The organism is Mesorhizobium sp. M0145 (assembly GCF_040322355.1).
GTDB lineage: Bacteria > Pseudomonadota > Alphaproteobacteria > Rhizobiales > Rhizobiaceae > Mesorhizobium.
The window spans coordinates 233,920-255,743 of the sequence record NZ_JAMYTK010000006.1 but is presented as its reverse complement, the minus strand read 5'-3'; the positions used below and the strand labels follow the sequence as shown (position 1 = coordinate 255,743).

Here is a 21,824-nt window from a genome sequence, read left to right as displayed (position 1 = left end):
TCTGTCTAAAATCGGCGGATCGGCCGGTCATGCCGGTCGATGCCATACCAAGCCGTCGAAAACTGCTTTCCCGGCCTTCAAAAAAGCCCCATTAACTCACCAACCAGGATTTCGCTTCCCGTGCAAAGCCCTCCCTGTGGGAGAAGGTGGATCGGCGCGCAGCGCCAAGACGGTTGAGGGGTGCTGGACGGAGTGCCGTCCTTGCCAAGCTGGAGCACCCCTCATCCGACCGAGCTTCGCTCGGCCACCTTCTCCCACAGGGGGAGAAGGGAGAGGCGCTGCTGCTGCCCCCGCTCCTCAAGCCCCCGCGCTATACGCCGCGATCGCCGCCATATTCACGATGTCGCTGTCCTTGGCATTCAGCGAGACGATCTGAACCGGCTTGTTCAGGCCGACCAGCAGCGGGCCGATGACGGTCGAGCCGCCGAGCTCCTGCAGCATCTTGGTCGAGATGGAGGCCGAGTGGAAGGCCGGCATGATCAGCACATTGGCCGGGCCGGTCAGCCTGATGAACGGGTACTGCGCCATGGCGCGGGCGTTGAGCGCCACGTCGGCGGCCATCTCGCCGTCATACTCGAAATCGACGCGGCGCTTGTCGAGGATGCGCACCGCTTCCTGGACGCGCTCGGAGCGTTCGCCCTGCGGATGGCCGAAGGTCGAATAGGCGAGCATGGCGAGCCTCGGCTCGTAGCCCATGCGGCGGGCGAAGCCGGCGGCCTCCTCGGCGATGTCGGCGATCTCGACGGCATCAGGCATGTCGTGCACCGCGGTGTCGGCAACGAGGACGGTGCGACCGCGCGCGAGCACGATCGACACGCCGATGACGCAGTGGCCGGGCCTTGCGTCGATGACGCGGCGGATGTCGTCGAGCGCCGTCGAATAGTTACGGGTAACGCCGGTGACGATGCCGTCGGCATCGCCCAGCGCCACCATGCAGGCGGCGAAATGGTTGCGGTCGTTGTTGATCAGCCGCTGGCAGTCGCGGAACAGAAAGCCTTTGCGCTGCATGCGCTCGTAGAGATAGTCGGTGTAGACCGAGTTGCGCCGCGACAGCCGCGCATTGATGATCTCGATGCCTTGCTTGCCGAGATCGATGCCGGCATTCCTGGCGTTTTCCTTGATGATGTCGTCGCGGCCGAGCAGGATGGCGGTGCCGAGCCGCTGGTTCACATAGGAGACGGCGGCGCGCATCACCTGCTCCTCCTCGCCCTCGGCAAAGACGATGCGCTTGGGCTGGCGGCGGACGCGGTCGTAGATGCGCTGCAGCGTCGAGGCGATCGGGTCGCGGCGGGCGGAAAGCTCCTGCGCGTAGCGGTCGAGATCGAGGATCGGCTTGCGCGCGACGCCGGAGTCCATCGCCGCTTTGGCCACCGCGATCGGAATGGCCGAGATCAGGCGCGGGTCGAACGGCACCGGGATGATGTAGTTGGGGCCGAATTTCGGCCGCATGCCCTGATAGGCGGCGGCGACGTCGTCGGGCACGTCCTGGCGCGCCAGTTCGGCGAGCGCTTTGGCCGCGGCGATCTTCATGTCGTCATTGATGGTGGTCGCCCGCACATCGAGCGCGCCGCGGAAGATGTAGGGGAAGCCAAGCACGTTGTTGACCTGGTTGGGATAGTCGGACCGTCCCGTAGCCATGATGGCGTCGGTGCGGATCTCGGCGACCTCCTCAGGCGTGATCTCGGGGTCGGGATTGGCCATGGCGAAGATGATCGGGTTCTTGGCCATCGACTGCACCATTTTGGTGGTCAGCGTGCCTTTGGCCGAGAGGCCGAGGAACACGTCGGCGCCGTCCAGCGCCTCGGCCAGCGAGCGCGCGCCGGTTTTCACGGCATGCGCCGATTTCCACTGGTTCATGCCTTCGGTGCGGCCCTGGAAGACGACGCCCTTGGTGTCGCAAAGGATGATATTCTCAGGCGCAAAGCCCATCGCCTTCATCAATTCGATGCAGGCGATGCCGGCAGCACCGGCGCCGTTGCAGACCATTTTCGTGGTCTTCATGTCGCGGCCGGTGATTTCCAGCGCGTTGATCAGGCCGGCAGCCGAGATGATGGCGGTGCCGTGCTGGTCGTCATGGAAGACCGGTATGTCCATCAGCTCGCGCAGCCGCTGCTCGATGATGAAGCATTCCGGTGCCTTGATGTCCTCGAGGTTGATGCCGCCGAAGGAGGGTCCAAGGAAACGCACGCAGTTGATGAATTCGTCGGCATCCTCGGTGTCGACCTCGAGGTCGATGGAATCGACATCGGCGAAGCGCTTGAACAGCACCGCCTTGCCTTCCATCACCGGCTTCGATGCCAGCGCGCCGAGATTGCCGAGGCCGAGGATGGCGGTGCCGTTGGAGATGACGGCGACCATGTTGCCGCGAACCGTGTAGTCGAAGGCGCGGCTCGGGTCCTCGGCGATGGCGAGAACCGGAACCGCGACGCCCGGCGAATAGGCGAGGCTGAGATCGCGCTGCGTCGCCATCGGTTTTGTGGCGACGATCTCCAGCTTGCCCGGACGCCCCATGGCGTGGAATTCCAGCGCCTCCTGGGCGCTGACGGAGGGCCCGTTGCTCTCGGTTTTCTTGGCCATGGTACTTTTGGTTTCCTCGCCCGTACGGCACCGCTTGAGATGGGTGCGCATGCTTTCTTTTGTGGAAGGTTCGGGATTAAGGCTACACTTCGCCGCTGTAAACCGCCAAGCATGGCTTGGAAAATTTTGGAAGCAGCTTCTTGAACGACGAGACGCCCATTCGAAGCGACAACGCCACGCCGGCCTTCGCGCCGGCGACGCCGATGATGGAGCAGTATATCGAGATCAAGGCGGCGAACCCGGATTCGCTGCTGTTCTACCGCATGGGCGATTTCTACGAGCTGTTCTTCGACGATGCCGAAAAGGCAAGCCGGGCGCTCGGCATCGTGCTGACCAAGCGCGGCAAGCATCAGGGGCTCGACATCCCGATGTGCGGCGTGCCGGTGCATGCCGCCGACGATTATCTGCAGAAGCTGATCGGCCAGGGGTTCCGCGTCGCTGTCTGCGAGCAGATCGAGGATCCGGCGGAGGCCAGGAAGCGCGGCGGCAAATCGGTGGTGCGCCGCGACGTGGTTCGGCTGGTAACGCCCGGCACCATCACCGAGGACAAGTTGCTGGCGCCGTCGGAATCGAGTTTTCTGATGGCGCTGGGACGGGTCAAGGGCGGCAGCAGCGATCACGCTTTCGCCCTAGCCTGGATCGAGATCTCGACCGGTGTCTTCCGCGTCGCCGAGACAACCGCCGACCGGCTGCTCGCCGATGTCTTCCGCGTCGATCCGCGCGAGCTGATCGTCGCCGAGCCGGTGTTTTACGACCCGGAGCTGAAACCGGTGTTCGACGTGCTCGGCCGTGTCGCCAGCCCGCAGCCGCCGTCGCTGTTCGATTCGGCTTCGGCCGCCGGCCGCATCGCCCGCTTCTTCGAGGTGGCAACGCCGGATAGTTTCGGCACGTTTTCGCGCGCCGAGCTGTCGGCCATCTCAGGCGTCATCGCCTATGTCGAGAAGACGCAGAAGGCCGAACGGCCGCCGCTGTCGCGGCCGCAGCGCGAGGAGCAGGGTTCGACGCTGTTCATCGACCCGGCGACGCGCGCCAATCTGGAGCTGCTGCGCACGCTGTCCGGCAGCCGCGAGGGGTCGCTGTTCAAGGCGATCGACCGCACGGTGACGGGTGGCGGCGCAAGACTGCTCGCCGACCGGCTGATGGCGCCGCTGACCGACCCGGCGGCAATCGCTGCAAGGCTGGACTCGGTGTCGTTCTTCCGCTCCGAGACGCGTTTTTGCCAGGCGGTGCGGGCAAGCCTGAAGAGCGTTGCCGACATGCCGCGCGCGCTATCCAGGCTGGCGCTCAACCGCGGCGGCCCGCGCGACCTCGGCGCGTTGCGCGCCGGTTTCGAAGCGGCCGGCGCCATCGCCGAACTGTTCGGCCAAACCGCCTTGCCGGCCGAACTGACCGCGGCGTTGGGAGCTATCAAGGCACTGCCCAGTGATCTGGCGACGCATCTGGCACAGGCGCTCAGCGACGAGCTGCCGTTGCTCAGGCGCGACGGCGGCTTCGTCCGCGGCGGCTACCACGCCGAACTCGACGAGATGCGGGCACTGCGCGACGAGTCGCGAAAGGTGATCGCCGGGCTGGAGCGTTCGCTGATCGACGAGACCGGCATCCGCTCGCTGAAGATCAGGCACAACAATGTGCTGGGCTATTATATCGAAGTCACCGCTAACCACCATGCGCTGATGACCGGCAGCGACGGCGCCAAGGCGCGCTTCATCCATCGCCAGACCATGGCCAACGCCATGCGCTTCACCACCACGGAACTCGCCGAGCTGGAAACCAAGATCGCCAACGCCGCCGACCGGGCGCTGGCGATCGAGCTTGCCGCTTTCGAGGCGCTGACGGCGGAAGTGGTCGACCAGGCCGACACGATCCGTGCCGGCGCCGAAGCGCTCGCCGTGCTCGACGTTTCGGCCGCACTTGCCTTGCTTTCCGAGAGCGAGGCCTGGTGCCGGCCGCTGGTCGATGCGAGCCTTGCCTTCGAGATTTCGGGTGGACGTCATCCGGTGGTCGAACAGGCGCTGCGGCGTTCCGGCGAAGGCCCGTTCGTCGCCAATGATTGCGATCTGTCGCCGCAAGGCGATGCCAAGGCCGGCGCGATCTGGCTGCTGACCGGCCCCAATATGGGCGGCAAATCGACCTTCCTCAGGCAAAACGCGCTGATCGCCATCCTCGCCCAGACCGGCTCCTTCGTGCCGGCGGCATCAGCCCATATCGGCGTCGTCGACCGGCTGTTTTCGCGGGTCGGCGCCTCCGACGATCTGGCGCGCGGCCGCTCCACCTTCATGGTCGAGATGGTCGAGACGGCGGCGATCCTCAACCAGGCAGGCGAACGCGCACTGGTCATCCTCGACGAGATCGGCCGCGGCACCGCCACTTTCGACGGCCTGTCGATCGCATGGGCGGCGGTCGAATATTTGCACGAGAAGAACCGCTGCCGGGCGATCTTCGCCACGCATTTCCACGAAATGACGGCGCTGGCCGGAAAACTGCCGCGGCTCTCAAACGTCACCATGCGGGTCAAGGAATGGGAGGGCGACGTGGTCTTCCTGCACGAGGTCGGCAAGGGTGCGGCCGACCGTTCCTACGGCGTCCAGGTAGCGCGGCTGGCCGGCCTGCCAGAGGCCGTCGTCGGCCGGGCCAAGGAAGTGCTGCACCAGCTTGAAGCCGGCGAGGTCTCGGGCAAGGCCAACCGTCTGGTCGACGACCTGCCGCTGTTTTCGGTGGCGGCGCAGCGGGAAGCGTCGAAGCCGGCGAAGAGTGATGGGCTGGGTTTGGCGCTAGCGGAGATCAATCCCGACGAGATGACGCCAAGGGAGGCGCTGGAGGCGTTGTACCGGCTGAAGGGGCTGGCGGGGAAATAGTGCTCGTCCGATAGCGCTCTACGGCACCCCCCTCTGTCCTGCCGGACTGTCCGGCAGGACAGAGGGGGGTGTGACGGAACGCTGCTTTGGCTTGCCTTCCGCCCCACCCCTCAAATCATCGCCAGGCACGACTTCCGCCTCGGCGGTGGGAAGGCGCGGTCAATTTCGGCGAAATCTTCGCTCGTGAGCTCGATCTCCAACGCCGCGACATTCTGCCGGATATGCTCCGGGCGGCTGGCCTTCGGAATGGCAATCACGCCCTCCTGCGCCATCACCCGGGCAAGTGCGATCTGCGCCGGCGTCGCACCGTGGCGGGCGGCGATGGCATCTAACCTGGCGTTGCGCGCCAATACCCCCTGATCGACCGGCGAATAGGCCATCAGCGGCATGCCGCGTTGCCGGCTCCACGGGGCGAGGTCGAACTCGACGCCGCGCTGCGACAGATTGTAGAGCACCTGGTTGGTCTGGACGTTGCCGCCGGCCGGCAACCGAACCAGCTCTTCCATCTCATCGGTATCGAAATTGCTGACGCCCCAATGGCGGATCTTGCCGGCCGCCTTCAACGCTTCGAACGCCTCTACCGTTTCCATCAAAGGAACGCTGCCCGGCCAATGCAGCAGATAAAGATCGATGCGGTCGGTGGCGAGATGCCTCAGGCTGTTCTCGCATGCCCGTTTCACGCCGGCACGTGAGGCATTGGACGGCAGCACCTTGGAGACCAGGAAGACCTCGTCGCGGCGCCCGGCGATGGCCTCCGCCACCACCTCCTCGGCGCCGCCGCTGGCATACATTTCGGCGGTGTCGATCAGCGTCATGCCGAGATCCAGCCCGAGCTTCAGGGCATTGGCCTCGTCGCCACGGCGGCGGCCGTCTTCGCCCATCTTCCAGGTGCCCTGGCCGAGCACCGGCACGGCTTCGCCGCAGGGCAGGGAGGTCGTTCTTATCGTCGATGGCATGGCATGCTCCAGTCCGAGGCCCGGATAGCACCATAGCCGCCAAGGGAAATCCAGGCGAAGCAGAAATCCAGGTGAAGCCTCTCGCCTGGATTCCTCGATAGCGTGACGCCTACTTCGCCGGATGGGAGGCAAGCCAGTCCTGCATCTGCTTGATCTCGGCCTGCTGCGCGGCGATCACCGCTTCGGCCAGCTTGCGGATTTCCGGGTCCTTGCCATTGGCGAGCTCGATCTTGGCCATGTCGATGGCCGCCTGGTGATGCGGGATCATGCCGCGGGCGAAATCGACATCGGCATTGCCGGAATATTCGATTGCCATCATGTCGGTATGCATCTTGTCCATCGCCGCCTTGTAGCCCTCGGTCGAGGGGCTCTGCGCGCCCATTGCGCCCATGTCGTGCTTCATCTCCTCGGCTTGTGCCGGAACGCTTTCGAGGAAAACGGCAAGCAGCATTCCCGCCGCCATCATCAGCAGCACGATCTTCTTGGCCAAGGTCATTCATCGTCTCCTTTTTTGAACAGGGTCTATCTGGAAGTTTTACTCAGAGTTTCAACGTCCTGAGCCGCAATGCGTTGGCGATGACCGAAACCGAAGACAGGCTCATCGCCGCCGCCGCGATCATCGGCGACAGCAGCGTGCCGGTGAGCGGATAAAGCACGCCGGCAGCAACCGGCACGCCGAGCACATTGTAGAGGAAAGCGAAAAACAGGTTCTGGCGGATGTTGCGGATCGTCGCGCGGGCCAGCGTCCTCGCCCTGACGATGCCGTTGAGATCGCCCTTGACCAGCGTAATTCCCGCACTTTCGACCGCAACATCGGCGCCTGTGCCCATGGCGATGCCGACATCGGCGGCGGCAAGTGCGGGCGCATCGTTGACGCCGTCGCCGGCCATGGCGACGCCGGCACCGCCGGCACGCAATTCCTCGACCAGCGCGTTCTTCTGTTCGGGCAAGAGCCCGGCACGCACCGCGTCGATGCCGAGCTTGGCTGCGATGGCTTTCGCCGTGCGTTCGTTGTCGCCGGTCGCCATGACGATCTTCAGCCCGCTGTCATGCAGTGCCTTGATCGCCTCGGCGGTCGTCGCCTTGATCGGGTCGGCGACGGCGACGAGGCCGGCGAGCCGGGTGCCGACAGCAACGAACATCGCGGTCTTGCCGTCGGCCTGCAGCGCCCCGGCGCTGGCCAGGACCGACGCCGTGTCGATGCCGAGATCGGCCATCTTCGCGGCATTGCCGAGCGCCACCTTCTGTCCTGAGACCGTGCCGGAAACACCCTTGCCGGTGACGGCCTCGAAACCGCTCGCGTCGGGGACCTTCACGCCGCGTTCGCGGGCGCCGTCGACGATCGCCTCGGCCAGCGGATGCTCCGAGCCTTTTTCCAGCCCGGCGGCGAGCGCCAGCAGCTCGTCCTGTGCCATGCCCTCGACGGCGACGACGTCGGTCAGCCGCGGCCGGCCTTCGGTCAGCGTTCCCGTCTTGTCGACGATCAGCGTGTCGACCGAGGCAAAGCGCTCGAGCGCCGCCGCTTCCTTGATCAGCACGCCGGCATGCGCGCCGCGCCCGGTGGCGGTCATGATCGACATTGGCGTGGCAAGGCCGAGCGCACAGGGGCAGGCGATGATCAGCACCGAGACCGCCGAGACGATGGCAAACACCAGGCTGGGTTCCGGTCCGACGATCGCCCAGGCGACGAACGCTATGATGGCGACCAAAACCACGGCCGGGACGAAGTAGAACGAGACGCGGTCGGCCAGCCCCTGGATCGGCGCGCGTGAACGCTGCGCCTTGGCGACCAGCTCGACGATGCGCGCCAGCGTCGTCTCGGCGCCGATCTTTTCGGCGCGCATGATCAGCGAACCGTTCTTGTTCAGCGTGCCGCCGGTGAGGTTGTCGCCTTCGGTCTTCTCGACCGGCAGCGGCTCGCCTGTGATCATCGATTCATCGATGGAAGAGCGTCCTTCGAGCACAATGCCGTCGACCGGCACGGCGTCACCGGGGCGGATGCGCAGGCGGTCGCCGGCCTTGACCGTATCGAGCGGCACGTCGTTTTCGGAACCGTCCGCGCCGATCAGCCGCGCCGTCTTCGGCGCCAGGTCGAGCAGCGCACGGATCGCCGACCCGGTTTTCTCGCGGGCGCGCAATTCCAGCACCTGGCCGAGGAACACCAGCGCAACGATCACCGCCGCCGCCTCGAAATAGACCGGCACGGTGCCGTCATGGCCGCGGAACTGGTGCGGAAAGAGGCCTGGAAACAGCGTGGCGACGACGCTGTAGAGATAGGCCGCACCGACGCCGAGCGAAATCAGCGTCCACATATTGGGGCTGCGGTTGAGGACCGAGTTCCAGCCGCGATGGAAGAACGGGAATGCCGCCCACAGCACCACCGGGCTGGCCAGCGCCAGCTCCAGCCAGACCTTCGCGCGGTCGTCGATGAAGGCCTGAAACGTCAGGCCGAGCATCGGCGCCATGGCGATGAGCAGCAACGGCACGGACAGCACCGCGCTCACCCAAAAGCGCCTGGTGAAGTCGACCAGTTCGGGGTTAGGTCCCTCGTCGCCGGTCGGCACGCCCATCGGTTCGAGCGCCATGCCGCAGATCGGGCAGGAGCCGGGCTTGTCGCGGATGATTTCCGGATGCATCGGGCAGGTGTATTGCGTGCCCTTGGGCATCGGCTGCGGCGCCGGCCTGTCGCCGAGATATTTTGCCGGCCCGGCTTCGAACTTCGCCTTGCAGCCGGCCGAGCAGAAATAGAAGCCCCGGCCCTCGTGCCGCAAAAAGTGCTTGGCCGTGGCGCGATCGACGCTCATGCCGCAGACGGGATCGGTTGCGGTCAGGTATTTTTCCGGCTCGGCGACGAATTTCGCGCGGCAGCTCTCGCTGCAGAAATGATAGCGATGGCCGTCATGCTCGGCCGTTGGCTTGCCGGCAGCCGGATCGACGGTCATGCCGCAGACCGGATCGCGGACGACGGCGTCCGCAGCAGAGGAGACGCCTTTTGCCGAGCAGCAGCTGCCATGGGCGTGATGATGGTGATCGGAATGCGTCATGCCGAAAGCCCCTGTAGTTCGGTGTTGCGGCGGAGGTAGTGCTTCCAGTAACTGGAAGGTCAAGGGCTGATTTCGATTTTTCGTGGCCAGGCCCAAACTGCACCGGCCGCGGGCATGAGACGATCGTCCCGTTCCACGGCTGCGGAGAACGCGTCCGTCCGCCCCATACCCAGCGCCGCGAAAACGCGCTATAGACGCCGCCGAAACGGCGAGGCCGAACGGCATTTATGGCAAGAATATCCCTGAAGCTCGAGGAACTGATCGACGGCGAAGCCTTGCGCCGCGAGATGACCGAACTGACCGAGGCGACGGCAGGCGACGGCTCCGGCAAGGCCGCGCGCAGCGGCGTTCTCAAGCTTCTCAAAAGCCGGCTCGCCGACGGCCGCACGGTCGCCGAACGCATGCTGATGGACGATGGCAGCGGTACCGCCTGCGCCGCCCGGCTGTCGCATCTGATGGATGAGATCATCCGCGCGCTCTACGACTTCGCCGCCACCCATGTCTATCGCGTCAAAAACCCGTCATCGGCCGAGCGCATGGCGGTCGTGGCCGTCGGCGGCTATGGCCGTGGCACGCTGGCGCCCGGGTCTGACATCGACCTGCTGTTCCTGCTGCCCTACAAGCAGACGCCATGGGGCGAGCAGATCGTCGAATACATGCTCTACATGCTGTGGGACCTGGGGCTGAAGGTCGGCCACGCCACCCGCAACATCGACGAGTGCCTCAGGCTGTCGCGCACCGACATCACCATCCGCACCTCGATCCTGGAGGCGCGCTTCCTGTGGGGCGAGCAAAAACTCTACGACGAGCTTTTGCAGCGCTTCGACCACGAGGTGGTGCGCACCACCGGCCCCGAATATGTCCAGGCCAAGCTCGCCGAACGCGACGAGCGCCACGCCAAGGCCGGCGAGAGCCGTTACCTGGTCGAACCCAACGTCAAGGACGGCAAGGGCGGCCTGCGCGACCTGCAGACGCTGTTCTGGATCGCCAAATATTTCTACCGCGTGCGCACCGGCGAGGAACTGGTCGACAAGGGCGTCTTCACCGACGCCGAATACAGGGAATTCCAGAAGGCCGAGGATTTCCTATGGGCGGTGCGCTGCCACATGCATTTCCTCACCGGCAAGGCCGAGGAGCGGCTGCATTTCGACATCCAGCGCGACATTGCCGAGCGGCTGGGCTACACCACCCATCCCGGCCTGTCGGCGGTCGAACGCTTCATGAAGCACTACTTCCTCGTCGCCAAGGATGTCGGCGACCTAACCCGCATTTTCTGCGCCGCGCTCGAGGAGGAGCAAGCCAAGCATGTGCCGGGCTTCAACCGCATCTTCCTCACCTTCTCGCGGCGCAAGCGCAAGCTCGCCGGCACGGCCGATTTCATCGTCGACAACCACCGCATCAACATTGCCGACGACGAGGTGTTCGAGCGCGATCCGGTTAACCTGCTCAGGCTGTTCTGGTTTGCCGACAAGCATGGCCTGGAATTCCACCCCGATGCGCTGAAGCTTTTGACCCGTTCGCTCGGCCTCGTCGGCAAGGCGCTCAGGCGCGACGAGGAGGCCAACCGGCTGTTCCTCGATATCTTGACCTCGGACCGCAATGCCGAGCTCAATCTGCGGCGCATGAACGAGGCCGGACTGCTGGCAAAGCTGATCCCGGATTTCGGCAAGATCGTCGCCATGATGCAGTTCTCGATGTACCACCACTACACGGTGGACGAGCACCTCATCCGCTGCATCGGGGTGCTGGCCGAGATCGAGCGCGGCGACGGGGAAAAGATCCATCCACTCGCCCACTCGCTGATGCCGGGGCTGAAGAAGAGCCGCGAGGCGCTCTATGTCGCCGTGCTGCTGCACGACATCGCCAAGGGCAGGCCGGAGGACCATTCGCAAGCCGGCGCCAGGATCGCCCGGCGCATCTGCCCGCATATGGGGCTCTCGCCGGCCGACACCGAAACGGTCGCCTGGCTGGTCGAGAACCACCTCGTCATGTCGATGACGGCGCAGACCCGCGATCTCAACGACCGCAAGACGATCGAGGATTTTGCCGCCATCGTGCAGTCGGTCGAACGGCTGAAGATGCTGCTTGTGCTTACCGTCTGCGATATCCGCGGCGTCGGGCCTGGGGTCTGGAACGGCTGGAAGGGCCAGCTGCTGCGTACGCTCTATTACGAGACCGAGCTTTTGTTGACCGGCGGGTTTTCGGAGGTGTCGCGCGCCAAACGGACGGCGGCGGCGCGCGAACAACTGGCCGAGGCGCTTGCCGACTGGCCGGAAAAGGCCCGCAAGCGTTATGTCGGCCAGCACTACGAGAACTATCTGCTGGCGGTCGATCTTCCCGACCAGCTCCGCCATGCCGAATTCATCCGCGAGGCCGATCACGCCGGCAAGAAGCTCGCCACCATGGTGAAAACCCACCAGTTCGAGGCGGTGACCGAGATCACGGTGCTGGCGCAGGACCATCCGCGCCTGCTCTCGGTGATTGCCGGCGCCTGTGCCGCGGCCGGCGGCAACATCGTAGACGCGCAGATCTTCACCACCTCGGATGGTCGGGCGCTCGACACCATCCTGATCTCGAGGGAGTTCGACCTCGACGAGGACGAGCGCCGCCGTGCCGAGCGCGTCGGCCGGCTGATCGAGGACGTGCTGTCGGGCAAGAGCTGGCTGCCCGAAATGATCGAGAAGCGGACCAAGCCGCGGCGCGGCGCCAAGGTTTTCCGTATTCCGCCACGCGCCGAGATCCGCAACACGCTGTCGAACCGTTTCTCGGTGATCGAGGTCGAGGGGCTGGACAGGCCGGGCCTTCTGTCGGAGATCACCGGCATGTTGTCGGACCTGTCGCTCGACATCGCCTCGGCCCACATCACCACCTTCGGCGAAAAAGTCATCGACACGTTCTACGTCACCGATCTCACCGGCCAGAAGATCGACAGCCCGTCGCGTACGGCGACCATCCGCAACAGGCTGATCGCGGTGCTCGAGGGCACGGCGTCCGAGCGCGGCAAGACCAAAACGGCCGCCGAGTGACTGTTACCTTCCATTTGCCCCAATCGCACAGGCAGTCTTCAAGCGCATGAGCCTTGTCAAGAAATTCGCCACGGTCGCTTCCGGCACGCTGATGAGCCGCGCCCTCGGTTTCGGCCGCGAGATGCTGATGGCTGCCGCACTCGGCACCGGGCCGATCGCCGACGCCTTCAACGCCGCCTTCCAGTTTCCCAACACCTTTCGCCGGCTGTTCGCCGAAGGCGCCTTCAATGCCGCCTTCGTGCCGCTGTTCGCCAAGGAGATCGAGACACACGGCACCGACGGCGCCAAGCGCTTTTCCGAAGAGGTGTTCGGCGTCTTGTTCACGGCGCTTCTGGCGCTGACCATCGCCATGGAACTGGCGATGCCGCTGATCGTGCGCTACCTGGTGGCGCCGGGCTTTGCCGACACGCCGGGAAAATTCGAGACGACGGTGGCGCTGGCGACCGTCATGTTCCCCTACCTGATCTGCATGTCGCTCGGCGCCATGATGGCCGGGATGCTGAATTCGCTGCGCCGCTATTTCGCCGCTGCGGTGGCGCCGGTGTTCCTCAACGTCATCCTTATCGCCGTGCTTGCCTATGCCTGGTACAAGGGTTCGGACGCCGGCACCGTTGGTTTCGGCCTGGCCTGGGGCGTGCTGGCGGCCGGCCTGGTGCAGCTGGCGATCGTCTGGGCGGCGGTGCGCCATGCCGGCATTTCGATCGGCTTCCGGCGGCCGAAGATGACGCCGAACGTCAAGCGGCTGCTGATCCTGGCGCTGCCGGCGGCGATCACCGGCGGCATCACCCAGATCAACCAGCTGATCGGCACGGCGATCGCATCGGCGCAGGACAGCGCGGTGTCGTCGCTGGCCTATGCCGACCGCGTCTACCAGCTGCCGCTGGGCGTCGTCGGCGTCGCCGTCGCCATCGTGCTTTTGCCGGAACTGTCGCGGGCACTGAAATCAGGCAATCTGGTCGAGGCCGCCAATCTGCAGAACCGCTCGGTCGAGTTTACCCTTTTCATGACCTTGCCGGCGGCGGCCGCGCTGCTGGTTATGTCCGAGCCGATCGTGCGGCTGGTCTATGAGCGCGGCGCCTTTGCCGCCAACAATTCGACGCCGACGGTCGCGGCAATCCTGGCGATCTTCGGCCTCGGCCTGCCGGCCTTCGTGCTGATCAAGGCGTTCACCCCAGGCTATTTCGCCCGCGAGGACACGCGCACGCCAATGATTTTTGCCGCCATCTCGGTGGCGGTTAACATTACGACGGCGCTGACGCTGTTTCCGACGATGGGCGCGCCCGGCATTGCGGTTGCCTCGGCCGTCGCCGGCTGGGTCAATGCGGCGATGCTGCTCGCCGTGCTGATCCGGCGCGGCCATTGGGGCCGCGACGTGCCGCTCATGAAACGCATCCCGCGGCTGGTGCTGTCGGCGGCGGTGATGGCCGCGGCGCTCTATTTTGCCGAGCATTGGTTCGCCGCAAGGCTCGCCTCCGGCTCGCCGCTGGTGATCAAGGCGGTAACGCTGCTAGCGCTCGTCGCCGGCGGGGCGCTGCTCTACTTCATCACCGCCTTCGCCATCGGCGGCGCCGATTTCGGCATGATCCGCCGCAATATCGGGCGCAAGGGCTCCCAACCAGTCAAGCAACAGTCTCCAGATCCGTGAAACGGAATTCGTCCGCCGTCGAAAGCATCGGAACGGCGTAGTAGCGCGCGCAGGCGTAGTGGAAACAGTCGGCCATGTTGAGGCGGCCAGCGTTGTTGCGAAACCGCGACGCAGCCTCGACTGACAGAGATGCTGCGTCAGAGGGAGGCGGAAGTTCCCGCAAGGTGATTCCACGCTCTTCGAGAAAACGGCTGACTATCTTGAAGCTTGTGGCGACCGGTACGGCTAGCTTTTCCGATCGCGAAAGCGCCATCGCGGCTTCCCAAACCGCGATAGCCGACGTGAACGGAGCCGACGCCTTCATGACCGCCTGCGCGCAGCGCGGGGCTTCGGTCTCGTTGCTCAGTATTGCAACGATAGCGGCTGCATCGATGAACATCAGTCTTCGCCGGACAATTCGTCGTAGACCGCGCGCGGCAGCGGCTTGCGCGCCTGCTCGCTCAGCTCAATACCGAACTCGGCCCGGAGCCGTGCCGCCGTCTCCAGCGGCGTCTCGCGATTGCGCCGGCGCTCCAAGGCTTCGCGCATGGCGATCACGATTGCCTCGGTGATCCCGACACCCTCAAGCCTGGCAAAAGCCCGCGTCAGGCTGTCCGCTTCCTTGTTGTTGATGTTGATCGTCATTGTTTTGCTTCCGCTGTGTAGCAAATACTATGTAGCTATCTACATCAGTCCGTCAATGTGGCCCTAAGCCAAATCGAAGCGATTGCCGAGGCGAGCTATTTTGTTCTTGCTTTGTGCCGGCAGCTATGCTACTAATTTCCGTATGGTGCTGATTGGCGCCGAGGAACCCGCCGCAAGGCGGGTTTTTGTTTCTGGTCGGCGTCATCCCCTTCAAACAGCCTCCTGCGGCGTCTTGCTCGGCCGACGCCAAAGCCTGCGCGCCCAGTCAATACCCCTCTTGATCGCCTCCTCGCTCTCGTCCATAAGCGCGCCGTCGCAAGACTTTCGCCGCGCGCGAAACGGCCCTCCACAAGCCAGGGAAACACTATGACCGACCTCAACCAGCCCGCCCCCAAGCCGCTCGTCTTTTCCGGCGTCCAGCCGACCGGCAATCTGCATCTCGGCAATTATCTCGGCGCCATCAAGAAATTTGTCGCCCTGCAGGACACCTCCGACTGCATCTATTGCGTCGTCGACCTGCATTCGCTGACCGCGCAGCTCGTCTATGAGGATCTTCAGGACCAGACGCGTTCGATCACCGCGGCGTTTCTCGCCTCCGGCATCGACCCGACCAAGCACATCGTCTTCAACCAGTCGCGGGTGATGCAGCACGCCGAGCTTGCCTGGATCTTCAACTGCGTGGCGCGCATCGGTTGGATGAACCGCATGACGCAGTTCAAGGACAAGGCCGGCAAGGACCGCGAGAACGCCTCGCTCGGCCTGCTTGCCTATCCCTCCCTGATGGCCGCCGACATCCTTGTCTACCGCGCCACCCACGTGCCGGTCGGCGACGACCAGAAGCAGCATCTGGAACTGACCCGCGACATCGCGCAGAAATTCAACAACGACTTTTCGGACCGCATCGCGGCGCTTGGCGTCGGCGTCGAGATGCAGGTCGGCGAGGAGACGGTGAACGGCTATTTCCCGCTGACCGAGCCGGTCATTGGCGGCCCAGCGGCGCGCATCATGTCGCTGCGCGACGGTTCGAAAAAGATGTCGAAGTCGGACCCGTCGGACCTGTCGCGCATCAACCTGACCGACGACGCCGATGCCATCTCGAAGAAGATCCGTAAGGCCAAGACCGACCCGGAGGCTTTGCCCGGCGAACTGGACGGCCTTGCCGGCCGGCCGGAAGCGGAAAACCTCGTCGGCATCTATGCCGGCCTCGCCGAAATCTCGAAAGAGGCCGTGCTGAAGGAATTCGGCGGCCAGCAGTTTTCGGTGTTCAAGCCGGCGCTGGCCGATCTTGCCGTGGAAAAGCTGGCGCCGATCGCCGGCGAGATGCGCCGCATCTCCGGCGACCGCGCCTATATCGACGCGGTGCTGCGGGATGGCGGCGAGCGCGCCGGCACATTGGCCGAAGCGACCATGAAGACCGTGCGCGACATTATCGGCCTGCTGCAAGGCTGACCTTAGAGCGGCGCCTATCGCCACAGCCGCCGGTCGCTTGCGGGCGGGCTGTGGCGGTGGCAGATTGCGACCGAAACCATCGAACAGGGTGAATATGGTCTCCAAACGCCTCAGCCGCGAAGCCGGTCATCGTCGCAAGTTCCTGGCGATCATCGACGATACGCCCGAATGCGAGCGCGCCGTCGCCTACGCCTCGAAGCGGGCGCAAAGCACGGGCGGCGTACTGGTGCTGCTCTATGTCATCGAGCCGGATGATTTTCAGCACTGGCTGGGCGTCGAGAAGATCATGCGCGAGGAGGCGACCGCCACGGCGCGTGCCGCACTCGACAGCTACGCCAACAAGGTGCGCCAGAAGCTCGGCATCGAGCCGGAACTGGTGGTGCGCGAAGGCAAGCCGACCGAAGAGATCCACAAGCTGATCGAGGAAGACCAGGACATCGCCATCCTGGTGCTGGCGGCAGGCGCCGGCAAGGAAGGCCCAGGGCCGCTGGTCGGCGCGGTCGCCGGCAAGGGCGCCGCCTTTCCCATCCCGGTCACGGTGGTGCCGCAGAACCTGTCCGACGAGGAGATCGACAGCCTCGCCTGAGCGCGCCTCGCTCAAGGCAGGGGTAAAACATTCCGCCTGCCGCTACCGCCGGCGATGCCTTTCGCTTGAATGTCGGGCGGATAAAGCCTAATTAGAATTATTCCAAACTAGCTGCCCCAACGGGCACGGAGACGGCCATGTTCATCCAGACCGAGTCGACGCCAAACCCGGCGACGCTGAAATTTCTGCCCGGCAAGGAAGTGCTGCAAGAAGGCACCGCCGATTTCCGCGATGCCGATAGCGCCGCGACGGCTTCGCCGCTCGCCGGCCGGCTGTTCGAAATCCCCGGTGTCACCGGCGTCTTCTTCGGCTATGATTTCATCACCGTGACCAAGGACGGCCCCGACTGGCAGCATCTGAAGCCGGCTATCCTCGGCGCCATCATGGAGCATTTCATGTCCGGCGCGCCGGTGATGGCCAAGGCCGGCCCCGCCGCCGAGACCAGCCAGACCGGCGAATTCTACGACAAGGCCGACGAGGAGCTGGTCGTCACCATCAAGGAGCTGCTCGACACGCGGGTGCGCCCGGCGGTGGCCCAGGACGGCGGCGACATCACCTTCCGCGGCTTCGAGAACGGCACCGTGTTCCTGCACATGAAGGGCGCCTGCGCCGGCTGCCCGTCGTCGACGGCGACGCTGAAGCACGGCATCCAGAACCTGCTCCGGCACTTTGTGCCGGAAGTGCAGCACGTCGAACAGGTCTCCTGACGCACCGTTCCATCGTCAACATCGATAGACAACAAAAAACCGGGCCAAAGTGCCCGGTTTTCTGTTTGCGACGTCTGTGTTGTTGCCTAGACGGTCCGCGTATAAGGGTCTTATATCACGATGACCTTGGCGCCGACCGAGGTGCGGTCGTAGAGGTCGATAATGTCCTGGTTCATCAGCCGGATGCAGCCCGACGACATCGCCTTGCCGATCGAATTCCATTCCGGGCTGCCATGCAGGCGATAACCCATGTCGCCGCCCTTGTTGAACAGGTACATGGCGCGCGCGCCGAGCGGGTTCTTCAACCCCGGGTCCATGCCACCGGCAAACTTGGCCAACTCCGGCTGGCGCTTGATCATCTGCGAAGGCGGTGTCCAGGTCGGCCATTCGCGCTTCAGCGCGATATGGGCGGTGCCGTGCCATTCGAAACCCTCACGGCCGACGCCGATGCCGTAGCGCATCGCTTCGCCGTCGCCCATGACGAAATAGAGGAACTTGTTCTGCGTATCGACGATAATGGTGCCCGGCTTTTCCTTGGTGTCGTAGTCGACGATCTGCCGGCGGTATTTGAACGGCACCTTTTCGATCGGAACGCGCGGCAGGTGATAGCCGGCGTCGGTCACCGCGCCATAGTTGTTGGTGAAGATCTGCGAGCCGATGGTGCTGCAACCGGCGACAGCCGTCGACAGCGCCAGGGCCGCGACGATTGCAAGTGACTTCATGCGCATGAAAAGGTCCGATGCCTGCCCAAACAACAGCGGCTCGAGTCGGCCGCTTTTTTCATCTTCATTCATGCTGGCATTTGCTTTGCTTGCCAAGCGGGCGATGCCTATATCCTTGGACTTGTGTGCTGGTAAACCTGCGACTATGGCATTTCGGCAACAGCCCCCGCAGGATTATGTTGCAAAATCAATGGGCCAAGAACAAGAACCAGGAGACGAAGAAATCACCCATGAATGTCGGTGACGCTGCCCGGCGCTCTGGCCTGCGGCCAAGACCATCCGTTGCTGCGAGGAGATCGGACTGAGACGCGGCCGCTGCAGGAGAAAGTCCAGACGGGCCGGGTTTAATAAAGGACGCCGCGAAGCACGGTCCAAGCCAGAAGCCCGAACGTGCCGATCACCACCAATGCACCCAGGACCGTGCCGATCGTTTCAGGCAGTCCATCGGGGCGACCAGGACCGTCGGCCATTCAACTATCGATCATGACGTAGGCCGCACCAAACACGGCAACGATAATTGCCCCAAGCACCGCCCATCCTCTGATGGCCGGGCGGATTTCCTCCGGCGTCGCTGATTTCCGGTCGTCATCTTCCGTCATCTAATGCTCCTCGTAAAACACCGTAGCCGACATTGAAAGCGCAAGCTGCCGGCGCTGCCAAGAGCCGCAGTGGACTCTTTTGCGCAAAAGTTTAGGAACGTGCGCAGTTCGCGAGCAAGCGTTACCAGCCTTCGACACTCCGCAAAGCGCGGGCGGCGGTCACGATCCCGGTGGGCGATACCGGATCGACTTGGCTTTCCCAAGGGCTTCCATCGTCTCTTCGACACTTAGCAGCACGGTGGTCTCGTAAGAGCTGAGCGCGCCTCCCGCACCGATGGCGAGCATGACGGATGCCATCGACACGTTGTCCGGCGCCTCCCATAGGTTCCAGCCATCGTACTCTCCGAAGGCATACCAGAACCCGTGCAGCTTTCCGCCGACCGACTCGATGTAGGAACGGGCAGCCTCGCGTCTATCCTCGGGATTATCCATCAAGCGCGCCCAGGTTTCGGGCCTGTAGCTGAATCGCGTGAGATACATCGGCATGGTTCGTCTCTCCCAGAGCTGCCCCCACCAAGACAGTTAAGCGCCCCAATCCGGGAGAACGCGAGTCGTTTCCGAGGCGTAGTACCGCTGGCTTAGTTGCGGGGCCGCTAATAGACCTGTTTCAATGTTTTTTTCAGGGAGTAAGGTCAATGGCCGCATATCTCATTGCTGATGTAGACATAACCGACGCCGCCGTTTTCGAGGAATACCGCCGGGATGTGCCGGCAACCGAAGCCCGCTATGGGGGGAGGTACATCGCTCGCGGCGGAGCCACCAAAGTTCTGGAGGGCGATTGGGAACCTCATCGCCTCGTCATTGTCGAATTCCCGGACATGGCGTCCCTCCTGGCATGGTACGACTCTCCAGAATACAGCCGCCTCAAAGCCATCCGCGAACGCTGCGCAAAGACGAGAATTATTGCCCTGGAAGGGATGATGCCGATTAGCTGAGGGCCGGGTCGATGACAATGGCAAATCTGAGTTGCCATATCTGGTGCGGCCCGGCGACGGGACAGGAGCATTCTGATATGAATCAGCAAGCTTTAAACTTGCGGGCGGGAAATGACGGCCAATGATGGGAGGATGACGCCGGAAGCACTCATTGACGGGACCTACAAATCAATATGACCCAACACCAGATCGGCAGGCGGTGTTGCAGCGTGACCTAGGGTTGTGTCATGGCATTGAAAATGCCGGCGCCAACTATCGCACATAAGGCTGCGGCCCCAAGCCCTCCCACAATGATGCACCACCAGGCGCGGCCATTTCCCCGAAGCACGGGATTCATTTTTATCATCCGTCGCGCCAGAAGCCCCTGGTAGAGTGCATAAGAAGACCCGAAACCGGCGAGCCAAATGACGGAAAATACGACGCCCCGCGTGAGCATCCTATTGAGCCTAGTCTGCTCGACCGTCAAACTTGCATTCTCAGTAACCATGCTTCGCCACCTTTTTGATTATGCTGCGACCACTATCGGGCCTGCAGCGGTGAATATTAGATCAACCGCGACGCCTCGCGAAAACATAGCTCCCCTCACCAGTAGGAAACGCATTCATAACGCGAGCGGCCCGCCTTGTGGAAGGGCGGGCCTTGTAGCGCCCGCTCCACAGTATTTTGCAGATTAGGTTTGTCAGCCAGATAATCGCCGCGACCGGGTTCAAACCGTGAACAAAATCTGGCATGGTGCGGTAATGCCGATCATCTCACCTCTACCCCTCAATCCGCTCATCGACGGCCGCCAGTCGGAGCGCGCCATGCTGGTCAGGCGCGGCGTGCAGCGGCTGCTCAGGCAGATGGGCGCGCATGTCTTGCCCGAACTGTCGCTGGCCACCGGCCGGCGGGCCGACCTGGTTGCGCTGACCCGCCAGGGCGACATCTGGATCATCGAGATCAAATCCTCGATCGAGGATTTCAGGGTCGACCGCAAATGGCCGGACTACCGGCTGCATTCCGACCGGTTCTTCTTCGCCACCCATCCCGGCGTACCCCAGGAAATTTTTCCGCAGGAGTGCGGCTTCATTCTCTCCGACGGTTACGGCGCCGAGATTTTGCGCGATGCGCCCGAGCACCGCATGGCGGCGGCAACGCGCAAGGCGCTGATGCTGAGGATCGCACGCGCCGGTGCGTCGCGGCTGCTGGCGGCGGAGCTTGCCGGCGTGTCGGTGCCCGCGCTGGACGGCGAGAGCGAATAGAGGTTTGCGCTCTCCGTAATTATAGACGTCGCGCTGCCCCTCATCCGGCTGCCGCCACCTTCTCCCCGTAAGTGACGGGGAGAAGGGAGTAAGCCGGACTGCTATTCCACGATGCGGTAGATGTTCCACAGGCTGGTGCCCGACACGACATAGGGCTCCATCTCCTTGCCCCATTTGGCGTGCGCGTCGATCTTGGCGATCCTGGCGAAGAACGCCTCCAATTGGGCGAGGCTTTCGACCTGGTGATGTGACCCGACCGTCGCTTCCCGCGCGCCGTTCGATTCGGTCATGATCTGGAACTTGAGGTCGTCGAGGCCGACCTGCGAGCCGATCTCGCGTTCTCATTCTTTAATAGTTCGAGCACGGTCTGCTTGTGGCCGAACTTGGCGTCGATCTGCCACCTGGCACTGAACATCGCCGCCGCCTCACTCGTCCCATGCCTGCACGACGGTCTGCCGCACGATCAGGCCGTTCTTCAGCTCCAGCATCGCCGCGCAGAACACCTTGGTCCCGTCCGGATAGGCGCAGGCCTGGGTGAAGGCGAGATTGTTGCCGTCGGCGATGGTGGTGTCGACCTTGTGGGTCATCGCCCGGCTGCAGATGTCGTCCCAGAACGTGGTGATCGCAGCGCGCCCGCGGATTTCGCGCGGCTTGCTCGGCGGGTTGTTGCGGTCGATCACCCGCACCAATGCGTCGTCGGCATAGAAGCTCGCCAGCAATTTTCCATCACGGCCCTCAATCGCCTTCTTGATCGCAGCGCCGTCTATCGTCTGTGTCTTGGTCGGCAATTTTTCCTCCATAGGCCCGTCTTCTCGGATCGGGTGGTTGCTTGATCAGGCACTGCCCGGCGCTCGCCGC

20 protein-coding genes are annotated in these 21,824 nt (G+C 63.8%); 8 read left to right on the top strand and 12 right to left on the bottom strand.

From position 1 onward, the window contains the following. Positions 1-297: 297 nt before the first annotated feature. A complete protein-coding gene (locus NKJ28_RS13090) occupies positions 298-2,577 on the bottom strand; it encodes an NADP-dependent malic enzyme (protein WP_352448507.1) in 2,280 nt (759 codons plus the stop codon). Positions 2,578-2,780: 203 nt separating this feature from the next. On the opposite strand from NKJ28_RS13090, the gene mutS reads away from it, so the two are divergent. Next, complete coding sequence (mutS, locus tag NKJ28_RS13085) at positions 2,781-5,432, top strand: DNA mismatch repair protein MutS (RefSeq protein WP_352635865.1); 2,652 nt, start codon at positions 2,781-2,783, stop codon at positions 5,430-5,432. A 110-nt stretch (positions 5,433-5,542) separates the two neighbouring features. On the opposite strand, the gene NKJ28_RS13080 is transcribed toward mutS, so the two are convergent. The 3 genes from NKJ28_RS13080 to NKJ28_RS13070 form a co-directional block, all read right to left on the bottom strand. Further along, the gene (locus NKJ28_RS13080) at positions 5,543-6,388 is read right to left on the bottom strand and encodes an aldo/keto reductase (RefSeq protein WP_352635855.1); all 846 of its coding nucleotides are present in this window, start codon (positions 6,386-6,388) and stop codon (positions 5,543-5,545) included. A gap of 109 nt (positions 6,389-6,497) precedes the next feature. Then, the gene (gene copM, locus NKJ28_RS13075) at positions 6,498-6,884 is read right to left on the bottom strand and encodes a CopM family metallochaperone (RefSeq protein ID WP_352635853.1); all 387 of its coding nucleotides are present in this window, start codon (positions 6,882-6,884) and stop codon (positions 6,498-6,500) included. Between the two features lie 43 nt (positions 6,885-6,927). Beyond that, on the bottom strand, positions 6,928-9,432 hold the full coding sequence (locus tag NKJ28_RS13070) for a heavy metal translocating P-type ATPase (protein ID WP_352635851.1): 2,505 nt from the start codon (positions 9,430-9,432) through the stop codon (positions 6,928-6,930). 227 nt (positions 9,433-9,659) lie between these two features. On the opposite strand from NKJ28_RS13070, the gene NKJ28_RS13065 reads away from it, so the two are divergent. Both NKJ28_RS13065 and murJ read left to right on the top strand, forming a co-directional pair. Continuing rightward, positions 9,660-12,458: a [protein-PII] uridylyltransferase gene (locus NKJ28_RS13065; protein WP_352591208.1), complete on the top strand. Its 2,799-nt coding sequence runs from the start codon at positions 9,660-9,662 to the stop codon at positions 12,456-12,458. Positions 12,459-12,504: 46 nt separating this feature from the next. Next, the gene (gene murJ, locus NKJ28_RS13060; protein WP_352635849.1) at positions 12,505-14,103 is read left to right on the top strand and encodes a murein biosynthesis integral membrane protein MurJ; all 1,599 of its coding nucleotides are present in this window, start codon (positions 12,505-12,507) and stop codon (positions 14,101-14,103) included. Here the strand turns inward: murJ and NKJ28_RS13055 are convergent. Both NKJ28_RS13055 and NKJ28_RS13050 read right to left on the bottom strand, forming a co-directional pair. Then, complete coding sequence (locus NKJ28_RS13055; protein ID WP_352455043.1) at positions 14,078-14,482, bottom strand: type II toxin-antitoxin system VapC family toxin; 405 nt, start codon at positions 14,480-14,482, stop codon at positions 14,078-14,080. The genes murJ and NKJ28_RS13055 overlap by 26 nt on opposite strands. Next, complete coding sequence (locus tag NKJ28_RS13050) at positions 14,482-14,727, bottom strand: type II toxin-antitoxin system VapB family antitoxin (protein ID WP_352635847.1); 246 nt, start codon at positions 14,725-14,727, stop codon at positions 14,482-14,484. The genes NKJ28_RS13055 and NKJ28_RS13050 overlap by 1 nt, the downstream gene beginning before the upstream one ends. A 366-nt stretch (positions 14,728-15,093) precedes the next feature. Between NKJ28_RS13050 and trpS the strand changes: the two genes are divergently transcribed. The 3 genes from trpS to NKJ28_RS13035 all read left to right on the top strand — a co-directional run bounded on the left by trpS (position 15,094) and on the right by NKJ28_RS13035 (position 17,469). Then, positions 15,094-16,176 (top strand): tryptophan--tRNA ligase, encoded by a 1,083-nt coding sequence (gene trpS, locus NKJ28_RS13045; protein WP_352623212.1) that lies wholly within the window; start codon positions 15,094-15,096, stop codon positions 16,174-16,176. A gap of 94 nt (positions 16,177-16,270) precedes the next feature. Further along, positions 16,271-16,762, top strand: coding sequence for a universal stress protein (locus tag NKJ28_RS13040; protein WP_023717912.1), 492 nt, complete (start codon positions 16,271-16,273; stop codon positions 16,760-16,762). Positions 16,763-16,899: 137 nt separating this feature from the next. Next, complete coding sequence (locus tag NKJ28_RS13035; protein WP_023676386.1) at positions 16,900-17,469, top strand: NifU family protein; 570 nt, start codon at positions 16,900-16,902, stop codon at positions 17,467-17,469. Positions 17,470-17,579: 110 nt separating this feature from the next. Here the strand turns inward: NKJ28_RS13035 and NKJ28_RS13030 are convergent, their stop codons facing one another. The 4 genes from NKJ28_RS13030 to NKJ28_RS13015 all read right to left on the bottom strand — a co-directional run bounded on the left by NKJ28_RS13030 (position 17,580) and on the right by NKJ28_RS13015 (position 19,276). Next, entirely contained in the window at positions 17,580-18,197 is a 618-nt protein-coding gene (locus NKJ28_RS13030; protein WP_352591300.1) for a L,D-transpeptidase, read from the bottom strand. 338 nt (positions 18,198-18,535) lie between these two features. Beyond that, positions 18,536-18,661, bottom strand: a complete 126-nt coding sequence (locus tag NKJ28_RS13025) for a hypothetical protein (RefSeq protein WP_023676388.1) — start codon at positions 18,659-18,661, stop codon at positions 18,536-18,538. Continuing rightward, positions 18,662-18,790 (bottom strand): hypothetical protein, encoded by a 129-nt coding sequence (locus NKJ28_RS13020; protein ID WP_023676389.1) that lies wholly within the window; start codon positions 18,788-18,790, stop codon positions 18,662-18,664. It lies immediately after the preceding gene. Positions 18,791-18,949: 159 nt separating this feature from the next. Continuing rightward, positions 18,950-19,276 carry a GYD domain-containing protein gene (locus NKJ28_RS13015; RefSeq protein ID WP_352476054.1) on the bottom strand — a complete coding sequence of 109 codons (327 nt, stop codon included), beginning with the start codon at positions 19,274-19,276 and terminating at the stop codon, positions 18,950-18,952. Positions 19,277-19,425: 149 nt separating this feature from the next. On the opposite strand from NKJ28_RS13015, the gene NKJ28_RS13010 reads away from it, so the two are divergent. Together NKJ28_RS13010 and NKJ28_RS13005 are read left to right on the top strand one after the other, a co-directional pair. Then, the gene (locus NKJ28_RS13010; RefSeq protein ID WP_352570234.1) at positions 19,426-19,725 is read left to right on the top strand and encodes a DUF1330 domain-containing protein; all 300 of its coding nucleotides are present in this window, start codon (positions 19,426-19,428) and stop codon (positions 19,723-19,725) included. Positions 19,726-20,465: 740 nt separating this feature from the next. Then, entirely contained in the window at positions 20,466-20,966 is a 501-nt protein-coding gene (locus NKJ28_RS13005) for an MmcB family DNA repair protein (RefSeq protein WP_023676393.1), read from the top strand. Positions 20,967-21,067: 101 nt separating this feature from the next. Here NKJ28_RS13005 and NKJ28_RS13000 read toward each other — a convergent pair whose 3' ends face one another. Next, positions 21,068-21,256, bottom strand: a complete 189-nt coding sequence (locus tag NKJ28_RS13000) for a hypothetical protein (RefSeq protein ID WP_352570235.1) — start codon at positions 21,254-21,256, stop codon at positions 21,068-21,070. Between the two features lie 135 nt (positions 21,257-21,391). Beyond that, positions 21,392-21,754 (bottom strand): nuclear transport factor 2 family protein, encoded by a 363-nt coding sequence (locus tag NKJ28_RS12995; RefSeq protein ID WP_023676394.1) that lies wholly within the window; start codon positions 21,752-21,754, stop codon positions 21,392-21,394. Positions 21,755-21,824: the final 70 nt, after the last annotated feature.

Bases quoted from the DNA above. Each gene is read 5' to 3' on its own strand.
- NKJ28_RS13030 (WP_352591300.1), bottom strand. From the start codon at position 18,197: ATGCGCATGAAGTCACTTGCAATCGTCGCGGCCCTGGCGCTGTCGACG.
- NKJ28_RS13000 (WP_352570235.1), bottom strand. From the start codon at position 21,256: ATGACCGAATCGAACGGCGCGCGGGAAGCGACGGTCGGGTCACATCAC.
- NKJ28_RS13025 (WP_023676388.1), bottom strand. From the start codon at position 18,661: ATGGCCGACGGTCCTGGTCGCCCCGATGGACTGCCTGAAACGATCGGC.
- NKJ28_RS13070 (WP_352635851.1), bottom strand. From the start codon at position 9,432: ATGACGCATTCCGATCACCATCATCACGCCCATGGCAGCTGCTGCTCG.
- NKJ28_RS13010 (WP_352570234.1), top strand. From the start codon at position 19,426: ATGGCCGCATATCTCATTGCTGATGTAGACATAACCGACGCCGCCGTT.
- NKJ28_RS13065 (WP_352591208.1), top strand. From the start codon at position 9,660: ATGGCAAGAATATCCCTGAAGCTCGAGGAACTGATCGACGGCGAAGCC.
- copM (WP_352635853.1), bottom strand. From the start codon at position 6,884: ATGACCTTGGCCAAGAAGATCGTGCTGCTGATGATGGCGGCGGGAATG.
- NKJ28_RS13090 (WP_352448507.1), bottom strand. From the start codon at position 2,577: ATGGCCAAGAAAACCGAGAGCAACGGGCCCTCCGTCAGCGCCCAGGAG.
- NKJ28_RS13040 (WP_023717912.1), top strand. From the start codon at position 16,271: ATGGTCTCCAAACGCCTCAGCCGCGAAGCCGGTCATCGTCGCAAGTTC.
- mutS (WP_352635865.1), top strand. From the start codon at position 2,781: ATGATGGAGCAGTATATCGAGATCAAGGCGGCGAACCCGGATTCGCTG.
- trpS (WP_352623212.1), top strand. From the start codon at position 15,094: ATGACCGACCTCAACCAGCCCGCCCCCAAGCCGCTCGTCTTTTCCGGC.
- NKJ28_RS13035 (WP_023676386.1), top strand. From the start codon at position 16,900: ATGTTCATCCAGACCGAGTCGACGCCAAACCCGGCGACGCTGAAATTT.
- NKJ28_RS13080 (WP_352635855.1), bottom strand. From the start codon at position 6,388: ATGCCATCGACGATAAGAACGACCTCCCTGCCCTGCGGCGAAGCCGTG.
- NKJ28_RS13020 (WP_023676389.1), bottom strand. From the start codon at position 18,790: ATGACGGAAGATGACGACCGGAAATCAGCGACGCCGGAGGAAATCCGC.
- NKJ28_RS13005 (WP_023676393.1), top strand. From the start codon at position 20,466: ATGCCGATCATCTCACCTCTACCCCTCAATCCGCTCATCGACGGCCGC.
- murJ (WP_352635849.1), top strand. From the start codon at position 12,505: ATGAGCCTTGTCAAGAAATTCGCCACGGTCGCTTCCGGCACGCTGATG.
- NKJ28_RS13055 (WP_352455043.1), bottom strand. From the start codon at position 14,482: ATGTTCATCGATGCAGCCGCTATCGTTGCAATACTGAGCAACGAGACC.
- NKJ28_RS13050 (WP_352635847.1), bottom strand. From the start codon at position 14,727: ATGACGATCAACATCAACAACAAGGAAGCGGACAGCCTGACGCGGGCT.
- NKJ28_RS13015 (WP_352476054.1), bottom strand. From the start codon at position 19,276: ATGCCGATGTATCTCACGCGATTCAGCTACAGGCCCGAAACCTGGGCG.